Origin of the sequence: Nocardia sp. CA-120079 (assembly GCF_050955745.1) — a bacterium.
Classification (GTDB): Bacteria; Actinomycetota; Actinomycetes; order Mycobacteriales; family Mycobacteriaceae; genus Nocardia.
On sequence record NZ_CP192088.1, the window covers coordinates 2275473 to 2288588 of the forward strand.

The following is a 13116-nucleotide window of genomic DNA, read 5'->3' on the forward strand; positions in this document are numbered from 1 at the left end:
GTGATGGGCGATCTTTGCCCGGGATGTGGAGGAATGACGGGGTGGACGGACCTGGATGGAGAGTCGGCAGTCGGTTCGGGCCGTATGAGCTCAGAGCGCTGCTCGGCAAAGGGGGTATGGGCGAGGTCTACGAGGCGTACGACACGGTGAAGGACCGCGTGGTCGCGGTCAAACTGCTGTCCGACGAACTCGCCAGGGACCCGGTCTACCAGGTGCGCTTCCGTCGCGAATCACAGGCGGCGGCGCGACTGGCCGAACCGCACATCATCCCGATCCACGACTGGGGCGTGATCGACGGTGTGCTGTTCATCGATATGCGGCTGGTGCCCGGCACCGATCTGCGCGAGATCCTGCGCAATCAGGGGCCGATGAGCGCCGAGCGCGCGATCGGCATCATCGAGCAGATCGCGGCCGGTTTGGATGCCGCGCACGCCGACGGTCTCGTGCACCGCGATGTGAAGCCGGCCAATATCCTGGTCACCGAGGCGGATTTCGCCTACCTGGTCGATTTCGGCATCGCCCATATCGACGGCGATAGCGCGGTCACCCAGGCGGGCATGGCCATCGGTTCCTACACCTACATGGCCCCGGAGCGATTCGATTCCGGACGGGTGACCGGTCGCGCCGATATCTACTCACTCGCCTGTGTACTGCACGAATGCCTCACCGGAGCAACACCGTTCCGGGCCGGGAGCATGAGTGGACTGATCCGGTCGCACCTCACCGAGGCGCCGCCGCGACCGAGCGTGCAGCGACCGGGCGTCCCTGCGGCGATGGACGAGGTGATCGCCCGCGGCATGGCCAAGGAGGCCGCCGATCGCTTCCCGACCGCGACCGATCTCGCGCGCGCGGCCAGGGCCACGCTCGGCACCGCGCCCGCCGCGAATACGCCGACCTTGATCGTGCGGCCGCCCGATCCGTCGCGCGGACCGTCGGATCAGGCTGTGGTGCACCGCAGTCCGGCCTCGCCCGCGGAGTCGACGGGAACGATTCCGGCGGTGATCCATCCGACCGGGCCGACGGTGGTCTCGCCCGCCGATCTGCAGTTCACGCCGTTGCCGCCGCAGCAGCCCGCGGGTCCGCCGTTCGGGTCGCCCGGGGTCGGCCGGCAGGTGCGGCCGTTTCCGGATGCGCATTTGTACGAGGAGTCGCCGCCGGAGTTTCCGCAGCACTTGCCGTCACCGCGCTACCCGGGTGATCCGGCGGCTCCGCCGACTCAGCGGTATCCGGAATCGCATTACCCCGAAGCGGGGTACCCGGAGGCTCGATACCCGGCGCGGCAGTATCCGGAACAGTATGGTGCGCAACAGGATTCGTCCGCTCCGGAGACGCGCCGGATCCCATTGCCGGAACCCTTCTCCGGCACACCGCCATTCGAGCCGCCGCGCGGTCCCGCCCATGCGGCGCCCAACCCCTATCGGCCATCGCCGCAACCGGCCGAGTATTCGCCGCAGGGCTATGCCGAACCCGACTACGAAAACGATTACTACGCACAGGATCCCGCCGCGGATCCGGATCAGCGGGATCGATCGGTCATGCTGCCGATCATGGTCACCGTCTTCGTCATCGTGGTGCTTGCGGTCGGCGGTGCCATCGGCTGGCAAGTGCTCGGCTCCAGCAAGTCCGGGGATTCGACTGTGCAGGCAGGTGCGCAGGTGACCACGACGGCCGCCATCGGCACCGCAGGCGGTTCGACCACATCGCCGTCGACCTCGACCACCAAGGCCGCACCCACCTCGGTCACCCTGCCCGCTGGCGCGACGAACTGCACGAACGGTCAACCCGTCGCGGGCAGCTTCACCCAGTCGGCCACCGGATCCGCGGTCACCAGCTGCGGTTTCGCCGAAGCGGTCCGCAAGGCCTACGCCGAATCCGCCGCCACGAACGTCTCGCGCTCATCGCGCTCGGTAGTGGCAGCCAGTCCGGTTACCGGCCGGACCTACACCATGAATTGCGTCGCGGAGGGACAATTGGTGACCTGCACCGGCGGTGAAAACGCTGTGGTCTACATCTACTGACACCGGAAAGTGACCGCACGGCTGTTGCGGTTGAACGGACCTCAGTCGGCGAGATAGCGCAGCATCACCACGGTGTTGAAGTGCCTCGTCTCGGCCAATCGAAGCTGGATGCGCTTGTCCAGCAATGGGAACAGCGGTGTGCCGCCCCCGAGCACCACGGGCGAGACGAACAGCTGGTACTCGTCGATGAGCCCGTGTGGCATCAGCGAGGCCGCGAGGCTCGCGCCACCGACCTCCATGACGCCATCGCCTCCAGCCTTGAGCCTGCGCACCTCCTCGACCGCGTTCTCGCTGATCAGCGTGCTGTTCCAGTGGACCTCGGTGAGCGTCCGGGAGAAGACGACCTTCGGCTTCTCCGTCCAGAGCCTGCTGAATTCACGCTCGATTCGCGGCGCGTCCTCGGCTATGTGTGGCCAGTACTCGGCCATCAGCTCGTACAGGCGACGGCCGTGCAGCGAGACCTCGATCTCGCGGTAGCGGTCGTTGTGGAACTGGTGCAGCTCATCGTCCGGGTTGGTCCAGTCGATGCTGCCGTCGCGGTCTTCGATGTAGCCGTCGAGGGACACGGTCAACCCGTAGATCAGTTTCCTCATGACCGGTTAGACCTCCTACGCGCTCGAAATTCATCGGCGCTCGTCGGACAAAAAGAGTGGCTCCGTGGCATCCGGTCCCGGAGCCTCCACAAAAACCCGTTGGCGGACCACGGTGACCACTGCTACTTTTCCGGAGGCCGTGCAAGACAACGAGGAGGTGGTACCCGTGAACGCAGTATCGACATGGGTGCTCCCCTGCGGGGTCACGGTCGGGCGATAGGTCGTCCGGGAGCGCCGTTCAACAGCACTCCCGAAAGGCACGACCGTGCAATTCATTACCGAACAGCGCCTCGACGACGACATCCTCGAGCGCGAATTCACCCTCGGTGAGATCCCCGGCATCCTCTGGACTGCCGGATCCGCATCCAAACCGGTGCCGCTTATCCTGGTCAGCCCCCCTCCCGTCGGGCTGCGCAAGGCGTACCCGAGACTGCTGGCCAGGGCCCGGCAGGCGGTGGCGCAGGGTTACGCCGTGGCCACCATCGAGCTCCCGTGGAGCGGTGACCGGCCCCGTTCGGCCGCCGCCGATCAGGCCCTCACCGACCTGCACCGGGCACTGGCGGCCGGCGGGCCGGTCGAGGACGAGATCGTCGACCGGCTCATCCTCCCGCTCGTCGACAAGGCTGTCCCGGAATGGCGGGCCACCCTGGACGCCCTCCTCGCGCTGCCCGAGATCGGCGGGCCGGTCGGGTATTCGGGCGGGGTGATCTCCATCGGCACCCGGCTGGCGGTGGTCGAGCCGCGCATCGCGGCCGCGGTTCTGTTCGCCGGGAGTTTCGTGCCGCGCGCCATACTCGAGGAGGCCGGGCAGGTCACCATTCCGCTGCATGTCCTGCTGCAGTGGGACGACGAGGGGAACGACCGGCAGATGGCCCTGGACCTGTTCGACGCCTTCGGCTCCGAGGAGAAGACGTTGCACGCCAATATGGGCGGACACACCGGCGTCCCACAGTACGCGGGCGAGGAGGGGAACCGGTTCTTCGCCCGGCACCTGAAGTGAGTGATGCGATATCGGCCCCGGTTCAGCGGGTGGCGATGATTGCCGAGCCGTGGCCGAAGAGGCCCTGATTCACCGCGATGCCTGCACGGGCGTTCTCCACTTGGCGGCTGTCGGCTTGGCCGCGCAGTTGCCAAGTGAGCTCGCAGATCTGAGCGATCGCCTGTGCGGGGATCGCCTCACCGAAGCAGGCCAGCCCACCACTGGGGTTCACCGGCACACGTCCGCCCAAAGTCGTCGCGCCGCTGCGCAACAGTTCCTCGGCGCCGCCCGTGTCGCAGAGCCCGATGTCCTCGTACCAGTCCAACTCCAGCGCGGTCGAGAGGTCGTAGACCTCCGCGAAGGACAGGTCGGAGGGGCCGAGTCCGGCCTCCTCGTACGCGGCGTGCGCGATGGCGGAACGGAAGGCGTGCGGCGGGGGCTCGACGGCCACGGCGGAGTCCGTCGCGAAATCCGGCAGGTCGAGCACGGTTTTCGGGAACGTCGGCGTGACGGTCGACAGCGCCCGGATCCGGACCGGGTCGGTGACGCCGTGGCGACGGGCGTACTCCATCGAGGTCAGCACCAGTGCCGCACCGCCGTCACTGGTCGCGCAGATGTCGAGCAGCCGCAGCGGGTCCGAGACGATCGCCGAGCCCGCGACCTCCTCGGCCGAAACCTCCTTGCGGTAGCGGGCGTACGGGTTGTTCAGGCCGTGCTTGGCGTTCTTCACTTTGACCGCGGCGAAATCGTCGAGCGTGGCACCGTGCAGCGCCATCCGGCGACGGGCATAGAGCGCGAAATAGATGGGGTTGGTGGCACCGAGCAGGTGGAAGCGCAACCAGTCCGGATCGTCGCGGCGTTCACCGCCGACCGGCTGGAAGAAGCCCTTCGGGGCGGCATCCGCGCCGACCACCAGCGCTACATCGGTCAACCCGGCCAGGATCTGGGCACGCGCATTGGCGATGGCTTGCGCGCCGGAGGCACAGGCGGCGTAGCTGCTCGAGATCCGCGCACCCGACCAGCCCAACGCCTGGGCGAATGTCGCACCGGATACGAAACCGGGGTATCCGTTGCGGATCGTGTCCGCACCGGCGATGTAGCCGACGTCGAGGTGGTCCACCCCGGCATCGGCAAGCGCAGCGCGCGCCGCGACCAGCCCGTATTCGACGAAATTGCGCCCCCACTTGCCCCACTGGTGCATGCCCGCACCGAGGACGGCAATGTCGCGATCATTCGTGTCAGGCATCGACCGGCCTCCACATCCACACCGTGTGCTCGGCGTCCTCGTCCTCGTACAGCACTCCGACGGTCAGTTCGACCGGCATGCCGACGGCCAGGTCGTCCACCGTGAGGCCGCGCACGACCTGCCCGAGAATCACCATCTGCTCGACCTCGAGCTCCACCGCCGCGACTACATACGGCTCGAACGGATCGGGCGAGACATAGGGTGGGGGCGGCTTGTACCTGGCATCCGCGTATGACCAGATCCGGCCACGCCTCGAGAACAGGTACTCGACCAGCTCGGAGCCGTCCTTCGGACTCGCACACCGCGGGTTGCGGCAGGCCAGCGTGTTCCGCGGGAAATACGGTGTGCCGCACACATTGCAGCGAGTTCCCACGAGACGTACCGCGCCGTCGTCCGCAGTGAACCAATCTGCCACCGCAGGGCGTTGTTCTTTCTGCACAAACCCGACGTTATAGGAACACGTTCTATTTTGGGGCGGAAATCTGCTCCGTCGATGTACGCGCGGAGGTACCGTGAGTGCGGATTGAGGACGCGACGCGACCCTCGAGTCGACCTGGAGTACCACAACGCCGATGGGCACCAAAGCCATTGACCCGCAGTCGATCCGCAACGTCACGATCATTGGGGACCCCGACGAGACGAAACGGGTCGTCCACCGCCTGTTCCGCCGTTTCGCCGGAACCGGGTCCGGCGCGGCGGCCACGGTCCACTGGGTGACGGGCCGCGTCGATCACACTATTCATAACGCCGAGCTGTCGAGCCACGCGCCCATCGCGGATCTGGAGCGGTCCATCCGGGTAGCCGACGGGGTGATCGCGGTCGTGAACGCCGCCGTGAGGAGCACCCCGCGACTCGGGACGATACTGCGGCTTGCCGACGACCATCAGGTCGCACGGCTGTCTCTGGTGACCGGACTCGATCATGCCGCCGCCGACTTCGACCGCTGCGTCCGCACGATCACCGAGACGCGCGGGGCGGTGCCGTTGGCGCTGCAGATTCCTATCGGCATCGGTACCGACTTCGAAGGCGTCATCGATCTGGTCCCGATGTGGGCGCTCGAACCGATGGCCGTCGAATTCTACGGCAGCCATTGGAAAGTCGCCGAGCAGTGGTACCGCAACCTCGTCGCCACGGTGATGGATCGGGATGCGGCAGATTTGGACGCCGTCCTCGGCCTGCGCGAGATCCCACCACCCGAACAGTTGCACGAGCGCATCCGCTGCCTCACACGCATCGGTGACGTCGTGCCCGTCCTGTGTGATGCGGCGCCATGGAGTGACGACATCGCCCCGCTCCTGGACGCCATCGTCCGGTATCTGCCGTCTCCCATGCACGTCTGTCAACCGGAACATGCCCTCGACTATTGACCGACGCTGCCATAGAGCGGTGTTCGTGCCGCGATCGCTGCCCTGCCGAATGCGCGGCGGTCCGCTAATTTTGATGGTCGGCCGATATACGCACCCCGACGCTCGGGTCCGCTTCGAGGTTTTGAACCACGCCGGACGAAGTCTTCAGTTGAGCTCCTCGACCAGCCCGATGATGATGCCGTCGGGGCCGCGAAGGTAGCAGTACCGGCAGATGTCCCCGTACCGCGCCACCTCGCCCACGAGTTCGGCGCCGTGGGCGCGCAGGCGGTCGAGGGTGTCGTCGACGGCGTCGACGACGAAAGTGAGGCGAGGGATGCCCGGGGTGTTTACCGGCGCCTTCGGCGCATTGGTGGTGGCCACCGGCGTATGGAACGTCGACAGCTCGACCCGGCCGTGGCCGTCCGGGGTCCGCACGACGGCGATATCGGCTTTGACGCCGTCCAGCCCGACGACCTGATCCACCCATTCACCCTCGACTGCTGTCTCGCCCTCCAGTTCCAGGCCCAATTCGATGAAGAACGCGATAGCGGCCGCGAGATCTTCGACCACCACGCCGACATGATCCATCCGGTAGATCATCAATCCTCCTGTGTTACGCGGCCCGTGGTGGCCGCTCGTGCCCCTGGGACGGAGCTGACGCAATGTTCTCGACACGATGACATCTGTGATGGCCATCACATGCATGGCCCGCATCTCGCGGCGTAGCCGGGACCGCGCATCTGTGTGCCGTAGCTGGTCGTCACGGTTCCGATCTACCGGTCCCGATTCGCCTGGCAACGCATCCCTGCTGTTCAGTTGGCCGCAACCGTTCGTTGCTAACCTGCGCCCGTGCCCGCACGACTGGTGGTGAGTGTCCATGATGTTGGTCCGGCGTCCGAGCGGGAAACCGCGCGCTGGTGCGCCGACGCCGACGCCTTCGGCATCCCGCTGTCGATCCTGGTGATCCCGGGTCCATGGCGGGGTGCGAGCCTGGCCGACGCGCCCGACTACGGACAGTTCCTGCGCGAGCGCCGCGCTCACGGCGACGAGATCATGCTGCACGGCTGGGAACACCGGGCCCCGAAGGAGGGTTCGTTCGCCCGCCGCGCGGTCGCCCGGATGGTGGCACGCGGCGCCGCTGAATTCGCCGCGCTCGACGTCGCCGCGGCAGACGCCCGGCTCCGGCAGGCCATCGCGGTCATGAACGAGATGGGCCTGACCACAACGGGTTTCACCCCACCGGGCTGGCTGTCCTCGCCGGCCTCGGACTTGGTGCTGCGTCGGGCGGGCTTCTCGCACACCACCGATCATTTCGGCGTGCGGGATCTGCGGACCGGCCTTCGGGTGCGGGGGTTCGCGCTGTCGCAGCGCCCCGGCGGATGGGGTGAACGCACCGCGGCCGGGCTATTGCCCCGGCTGGCCGGACGTGCCGCGAAGCGCGACGGCCTGGTCCGAATCGCCCTGCACCCCGACGATCTGCACTACCCCGGGCTGCGCGACGCCGCGCTGCGGGGAATCGATGCCGCGCTATGCGCAGGTGCGCGCCCGGCAACCTATGCGGAGGTGATCGGCTGATGCGGATTGTGCAGGTCGCCAACTTCTACACCCCGGCGTCCGGAGGTTTGCGCACTTGCGTCGATGAGATCGGTCGCGGTTATCTCGCTGCGGGACACGATCGCGTGCTGGTGGTGCCGGGCCTGTCCGACGCCGACGTGCTCACCTCGTCCGGGCGCCGGATCACGGTGCGCGGCCGCCGATTCGGTGCGGCGGGCTACCATGTCCTCACCTCCGCGCGTACCCTCCCGATACTGGAGAGCGTGGGCCCCGAGGTGCTCGAATGCAGCGACAAACTGAGCATGCGCTGGCTCGCACCGTGGGCTCGCCGTAACGGCATACCAGTGGTGCTGTTCTCACACGAACGCATCGACGCCATCCTGCGCACCCGGGTACCACCTGGGTTTCCACTCGTCACCGCCGCGGATCTGGCCAACCGCCAGCTGGCCGCACGCGCCGAACATATCGTCGTCACCTCGGGTTTCGCGGCTGCGGAGTTCACCCGCATCGGCGCCGCGAATGTGCGCCGGATCCCGCTCGGGGTTGATCTGCACACGTTCCGCCCGATCGATCCCGGCGTGTTCGGTGCGGTGGGCGGGCGAGGGTACACGACGACGATCGCCCCGGTCTCGCGTTCCACGCCGGTGGTCCAGCCGTCGGCGCTGCCGCGAAAGGGCAGCAGCACAACGCATTCCGCCTGCCACCGCGCGCAGCGCACACGATGGTTGCCGCGCATAGTGCGTCCGTCACGCGCGTCGAACACGGCATCGGGCCCCGGCGAGATCCATCTTCCGAATCGCTCCGGGCGAACCCCGGTGGACTGCACAGGTCACTCTTCGGCAGATCCCGCCGCGAGCGCACGACACCTCGGCCGGTCCGCACCGTGGAATTCCAGCCCGAATGCGCTGCCGCACTGGCAGTTCCACTCGGCGCAGCACTATCCGAACAGCACGGTACAGCTCGTTATGGTGAGCAGGCTGTCCCGCGAGAAGTGTCCCGACCGGGCGATCGATGCGGTCCGGCTGTTGTGTGACAGCGGTATTCGGGTCAGGTTGACCGTGGTCGGCGACGGACCGCTGCGGGAAGGCCTGCAGCGCCAGTCGGCCGACCTGCCGGTGACCTTCCGAGGCTATGTCGCGGACCGAAATCTGGTGGCGGCCACACTCGCGAACGCCGACATCGCCCTGTGCCCTTCCCCCGCCGAGACATTCGGCCTAGCCGTGCTCGAGGCGCTCGCATGCGGCACGCCCGTGGTGGTCCCGCGCGACGGTGCCGCCCGCGAACTGCTCGGTCCCGCGGGTTCCGGCGTCGACTGCGACGGCACTCCCGCCGGTCTCGCCGACGGTGTGCGCACCTTGCTCACTCATCCCGCCGATCGGCGCCGCCAGGCCGCCCGCCGCAGCGCCGAACGTTTTTCCTGGTCGATCACCGTCTCCGGAATGCTCGCGCTCTACGCCGACCTCGAACCCGGTGCGATATCCAGCGGTCCCCGCGAGAAACGAATCCGAGCACCCAGAACGGATTTCACGACACCTGGTCGATAGCCAAGGTATCGCCATCGCGTCGGTCCCGGATGCCGCCCGCACGTTGTCCGCGAACGTCGCCGCCATGCCCGTCTTCGGCACTGCCAGCGCGTCCACCGCGAAGTTCACCATCGGGTGCGTTGTGGATGTCGCCGTCGTGTCGGCCGGGAATGGTGCTGTGACGGTGGTCGTGGATGTCGCTGTCACGCTCGTCGTGCAGGGTGGGTGAATTCCCGAGCAGTGCAACGCCTCCGAGGATCAGGGCGGCGGCACCCGCCAGGGGGAGCGGGTGTGGTTCGGTGGCCGCGGCGAAGAGGGTGCGGCCGGCGACGTAGCTGAGTACCGGATCGGCGATGGTCACAGTGGTCAGCGCGGTCGGCAGGGAGCCGTGCGCGAATGCCTCCTGGATGAGGATGCCGCCGATGATGGTGGTCACCGGAACGCCGAGCAGTATCCAACCGTACCGATGCGGCTCCGACGTGCCGACGGACACCAGCACCGCGGTGCTGGTGACGCAGAACCCTGCCGCCATGGCGGTCAGCGAGGCGCGCAGCTGGGTCGGCCGGGCCGCCCGGGACAGCAGGAACAACACGACCACCGCTGTCACCACCACCATGCCCGCCCGCGGCAGCGTCTCCGGTCGCGGCACCCCATGGGGGACACCCTGCGCGATCAGCAGGACCAGTCCGGTGCACACGATGGCGGCGCCCACCCAATCCCGGCGCAGCAGTCGGCGCTTGCGCTGTCGCGCGGCCAGCGGTAACGCAAACAGCAGCTGCACCACCAGCAATGCCTGCACCATCGGCAACGCGCCCAGCCGCAGCGCCACCGCATGGCATCCGAACCCTGCGACGCTGAAGCCCTGGCCGATCAGCCAGCGCCGGCTGGTCAGCATCCGGCGCGCAAGCGGACCCACCGCCAGTACGCGCACGCCGCTCGGCTCCGCGGTCGCCGCCTTCCGCACGGTGTCCTGCTGCAATGCCGCAGCGACGGCGAACAGCACCGCGGACACCAGAGCACAGGCGATACTGCCGGCCATGCCGTGTCCGTTCGCTCCCGCCACACCGCACATCCTTGACACCCCGTATGAACCACGGTTGTCCCCGGGGTTACGGCTACGCCCTTGCCTTTGATGACGGACAGGCGCACGCTCGACCACACCCGTTCCTGCATCCGTCCCGCCCACTGACACAGCAACCGCAGCGAATATTCGCTGGCCGTAGTCGGCCTGGACGCGGGATCATTGTTCACCTGTGTCGCTCGTTCGATTCGAGACGGGGGAGCATGAGTTCACGCGCGACGGCGGTAAAGCTGGTGCTGCGTTTTTATGGTCGGGAAATGGCCTCTCGCAAGGCCACAACGATTCCGGCGCTGCTCGGGCCGGCGCTCGGCAATATCTGCAACCTGTACATCGCTCCGCTGATCGTCGCCATGATGGTCGGGCGGGTCGCGGTGACCGGGGATACGAGTTTCGGGGCTCTGGCTTCGTATACCCTCGCCTTCGGCGGCACCTTGTTGCTCGCGGAACTGCTGTGGCGCATCGGGATTCACTGCTTGAACCGAGTCGACGCCTATGGCATCGAGCGCCTGTATGTGTTTGCCATGGACGAGCTGCTCGCCAAGGACGCGACGTTCTTCCACAACAACTTCGCAGGTTCGCTGACGAAGCGTTCGCTCAGCTTCGCGGCTCGGTTCGAGCAGTTCGTGGACACCCTTGCCTTCGAGATTCTGGCGGCGCTGGTGCCGCTGCTGTTCGCCTCGGTTGTGTTGTGGCGCTATAACCCCGTACTGGTGGCCGTGCTGATGGCGATGATCGTGGTGACCGCGCTGGTCATCCTGCCCTTGATCCAGCGCCGCCAGAAGCTGGTGGACGACCGGGAGGCCGCCATTGCGCTGGTCTCCGGGCATCTGGCCGACAGCCTGGCCAATATGCAGGTGGTGCGTGCCTTCGCTGCCGAACCACAGGAGGCGGCCGAGCATCAGCGGCGGGTGGCCTCGGCGCGGCGAAAGTCGTTGCGCTCCTGGGATTACGCGAACCTGCGAATAGATACGCTGGTGGCGCCTCTGGTGGCGCTCACCAATGTGATCGGCCTCTTGATCGCGTTGGGGCTCAGCGGCGGGAATGCGGGGGTGGAGGCCATTGTGGTGGCATTCACCTATTACTTCAATGCCACCGGGATCATGTTCCGGTTCAATCAGATCTACCGGCGGTTGGAGACCGTGCTCACCGAGGCGGCGCAGTTCACCGAACTGCTGCTGGAGGAACCGAAGGTGCTCGATACCGAACATCCGGAACCACTGCAGCCCAAGGGCTTCGACGTGCGGTTCGAGACAGTGAACTTCACGTATAGCGGCGCGCGGCAGCTGTTCCACGAATTGGACCTGCACGTGCCGAGCGGCACCAAAGTAGGTCTGGTCGGACGATCCGGTGGTGGCAAGACCACCATCACCCAACTACTGCTGCGGTTGATGGATATCCAATCCGGCACCATCCGCATCGGCGGGCAGGATATAGCCCGGCTGCGGCAGGCGGATCTGCGCAGTCTGATCGCCTACGTGCCACAGGATCCGGCCATGTTTCACCGGACCCTGAGCGAGAACATCCGGTTCGCACGTCCGAGCGCCACGGACGAGGAGATCCTGCGGGCCGCCAAGGCCGCGCACGTCACCGAGTTCGCGGACGCGCTGCCGCAGGGTATGGAAACGCTCATCGGCGAGCGCGGCGTGAAACTGTCCGGGGGCCAGCGTCAGCGGGTCGCGCTGGCTCGGGCCATCATCCGGGACGCGCCCATCCTGCTCCTGGACGAGGCCACCAGCGCCCTCGACTCGGAAAGCGAATTGCTCGTGCAGCAAGCGCTTTGGGAGTTGATGCGGGGGCGCACGGCGCTGGTCGTCGCGCACCGGCTGAGCACTGTGGCCGGAATGGACCGGCTGGTGGTGCTCGACCACGGGCGCATCGTCGAGGCGGGAACACACGAGGAGTTGCTCGCTGCGCGAGGAACATACGCGCAGCTGTGGCGGTACCAGTCGGGCGGATTTCTCGGCGAGGACGTGGTTGCCCATTGATCGTGCGCCGCGTTGCCACCACCGAATGCACGTTGCGCGAGCAGTCCCGGACAGCCACCTGCCCCGCACGGTTTCGAATGCGATCGGTGAGAATTGACGATTGGACCGTAGGCAATCGTCACACCGCCGTCAATTTTCGATTAGTTCCGTTTCAGGGTGCCGACACTCAGTGACCCGCTCGGAGCGGTCCGCAGCTTCTTCTCTGCTTCGCGGACGTAGCTGGCGGGATCCTTGTCCACGGGCCGAACGCCGCCGTAGTTGCGCGCCTCGTATGCGGCGAACGCGACGGCTAGCTGGTGGCGGCGCGCCAGCCCGGTCAGGCGGCGAAAGTCGGTGAGGCCCTCGCGTTCTTCCTCGGCCATGTGATCGCTGTTGGCTGTGTTCGCTGCCGCGACGGCCGCGTACCAGTCTTCGGTGCCGACTTGATGGTGCGCCACTTCGGCGATCGCGTCCCTGATCTGGTTGTGGTCGTGGATAGCGTCGAGTGTCTCGTCTTCGACCCCGCCCGCGCGCCGGGCCGCGATACCCGCCTGCAGTAGGGCGGGATAGAAGATCTCCTCCTCGGCCTGCGCGTGCAGCTCGAGGAAGGCGGCCAGCCTGTCCCAGATGGCGGAAAGCGGCCCCGTGTCCGAGCGATCGATCTGCTCCAGGATCGCGAACAGCCGCCGCTGCTCATGGTGGTCATCAAGGATCAGTTGGGTAATGTCCACGATTCCTCCCTTGGGAAGCCGACGATAACGCACCTCCGAGGCGCCCGGCGGCTGACGCACCGACGTGCGCCCGCGGCTCGT

General features: G+C 67.0%; 12 protein-coding genes. 6 read left to right on the forward strand and 6 right to left on the reverse strand.

Going from position 1 to position 13116, the window contains the following annotated elements; all coding sequences use genetic code 11:
• Positions 1-41 precede the first annotated feature (41 nt).
• Positions 42-2018 carry a protein kinase domain-containing protein gene (locus ACQPYR_RS10485; protein WP_433630535.1) on the forward strand — a complete coding sequence of 659 codons (1977 nt, stop codon included), beginning with the start codon at positions 42-44 and terminating at the stop codon, positions 2016-2018.
• A 41-nt stretch (positions 2019-2059) separates the two neighbouring features.
• Here ACQPYR_RS10485 and ACQPYR_RS10490 read toward each other — a convergent pair whose 3' ends face one another.
• Positions 2060-2611 carry a dihydrofolate reductase family protein gene (locus tag ACQPYR_RS10490; protein WP_433630537.1) on the reverse strand — a complete coding sequence of 184 codons (552 nt, stop codon included), beginning with the start codon at positions 2609-2611 and terminating at the stop codon, positions 2060-2062.
• A gap of 265 nt (positions 2612-2876) precedes the next feature.
• Between ACQPYR_RS10490 and ACQPYR_RS10495 the strand changes: the two genes are divergently transcribed.
• Positions 2877-3611: a dienelactone hydrolase family protein gene (locus ACQPYR_RS10495; protein WP_433630540.1), complete on the forward strand. Its 735-nt coding sequence runs from the start codon at positions 2877-2879 to the stop codon at positions 3609-3611.
• A gap of 22 nt (positions 3612-3633) precedes the next feature.
• Here ACQPYR_RS10495 and ACQPYR_RS10500 read toward each other — a convergent pair whose 3' ends face one another.
• Positions 3634-4836, reverse strand: coding sequence for a lipid-transfer protein (locus ACQPYR_RS10500; RefSeq protein ID WP_433630543.1), 1203 nt, complete (start codon positions 4834-4836; stop codon positions 3634-3636).
• On the reverse strand, positions 4829-5251 hold the full coding sequence (locus tag ACQPYR_RS10505; protein ID WP_433635087.1) for a Zn-ribbon domain-containing OB-fold protein: 423 nt from the start codon (positions 5249-5251) through the stop codon (positions 4829-4831). The genes ACQPYR_RS10500 and ACQPYR_RS10505 overlap by 8 nt, the downstream gene beginning before the upstream one ends.
• Before the next feature lie 157 nt (positions 5252-5408).
• Between ACQPYR_RS10505 and ACQPYR_RS10510 the strand changes: the two genes are divergently transcribed.
• Positions 5409-6203: a GTP-binding protein gene (locus tag ACQPYR_RS10510; protein WP_433630545.1), complete on the forward strand. Its 795-nt coding sequence runs from the start codon at positions 5409-5411 to the stop codon at positions 6201-6203.
• A gap of 144 nt (positions 6204-6347) precedes the next feature.
• On the opposite strand, the gene ACQPYR_RS10515 is transcribed toward ACQPYR_RS10510, so the two are convergent.
• Positions 6348-6782 (reverse strand): VOC family protein, encoded by a 435-nt coding sequence (locus ACQPYR_RS10515; RefSeq protein WP_433630548.1) that lies wholly within the window; start codon positions 6780-6782, stop codon positions 6348-6350.
• A 249-nt stretch (positions 6783-7031) separates the two neighbouring features.
• Here ACQPYR_RS10515 and ACQPYR_RS10520 point away from each other — a divergent pair, with 249 nt between their 5' ends.
• Together ACQPYR_RS10520 and ACQPYR_RS10525 are read left to right on the forward strand one after the other, a co-directional pair.
• Positions 7032-7757, forward strand: a complete 726-nt coding sequence (locus tag ACQPYR_RS10520; RefSeq protein WP_433630550.1) for a DUF2334 domain-containing protein — start codon at positions 7032-7034, stop codon at positions 7755-7757.
• On the forward strand, positions 7757-9280 hold the full coding sequence (locus ACQPYR_RS10525) for a glycosyltransferase (RefSeq protein ID WP_433630552.1): 1524 nt from the start codon (positions 7757-7759) through the stop codon (positions 9278-9280). Before ACQPYR_RS10520 ends, ACQPYR_RS10525 begins: the two co-directional genes overlap by 1 nt.
• On the opposite strand, the gene ACQPYR_RS10530 is transcribed toward ACQPYR_RS10525, so the two are convergent.
• Entirely contained in the window at positions 9261-10322 is a 1062-nt protein-coding gene (locus tag ACQPYR_RS10530; protein WP_433630554.1) for a DMT family transporter, read from the reverse strand. The genes ACQPYR_RS10525 and ACQPYR_RS10530 overlap by 20 nt on opposite strands.
• A gap of 275 nt (positions 10323-10597) precedes the next feature.
• Between ACQPYR_RS10530 and ACQPYR_RS10535 the strand changes: the two genes are divergently transcribed.
• On the forward strand, positions 10598-12325 hold the full coding sequence (locus ACQPYR_RS10535; RefSeq protein WP_433630556.1) for an ABC transporter ATP-binding protein: 1728 nt from the start codon (positions 10598-10600) through the stop codon (positions 12323-12325).
• A gap of 140 nt (positions 12326-12465) precedes the next feature.
• On the opposite strand, the gene ACQPYR_RS10540 is transcribed toward ACQPYR_RS10535, so the two are convergent.
• The gene (locus tag ACQPYR_RS10540) at positions 12466-13095 is read right to left on the reverse strand and encodes a hemerythrin domain-containing protein (protein WP_433630559.1); all 630 of its coding nucleotides are present in this window, start codon (positions 13093-13095) and stop codon (positions 12466-12468) included.
• Positions 13096-13116 lie beyond the last annotated feature (21 nt).